Genomic DNA, 646 nt, shown 5'->3' on the forward strand with positions numbered 1-646 from the left:
GCGTGAGCGTCTCGCCGACGTCGCGGAGCCAGCCGCGGCGGGTGGCTCCCTTGCGGACCCGCCACGCCCCGAGCGTGAGCGACACCGTAGTCGCGCTCACCATCGCGACGCCGACCGCGATCCGAACGTCGGACGTGAACACGGGGGCGACCGCGGCAGCCGCGTCGGCGACGAACAGCCCAACGATCCACTCCGCGACCAGCCGGTACTCCCCGGGGTGTGAGAGGAGTGGAACGCCCATCGGGAGGCCGCCGCGGACGACGAGCGTCAGCGCCCGCTCCCACGGCGTCCGCAGGTGCTCGACACCGGCGACGGCGAGTGCAGCGACGTCGCCCTGCCCCCAATGGAGCCACGTGAGGACGATGAACCCGACGAACGCGGCGACCGGCGCGAGGAAGAACCCGGCGACGACCGCGCCGCCGAGAACCGCGTAGACGACGGAGACGGCGACGAGCGACCGGCGGAGCGACACTCCGAACGCCGCCCGCAACGGGACGAGATGGTCGACCGCGCCGTGTGCCATCCCGACGACGAGTGTACCGAGCGCGAACGTCGCGACGCCAACTTCGACCGGAAACAAGGGGGTCACCGCGCCGAGCGGGAGCAGGGCCGCGAGCGCGAGCGCGGGGTAGAACGCGAAGGCTCG

1 protein-coding gene is annotated in these 646 nt (G+C 72.9%); it reads right to left on the reverse strand.

Features of this window, described 5'->3' with window-relative positions:
- A partial coding sequence (locus ACFQEU_RS17320; protein ID WP_379784168.1) for a Brp/Blh family beta-carotene 15,15'-dioxygenase occupies positions 1-646 on the reverse strand: 646 nt, incomplete at both ends.

It is taken from the genome of Halorubrum tibetense, assembly GCF_042661865.1.
Lineage (GTDB): Archaea > Halobacteriota > Halobacteria > Halobacteriales > Haloferacaceae > Halorubrum > Halorubrum tibetense.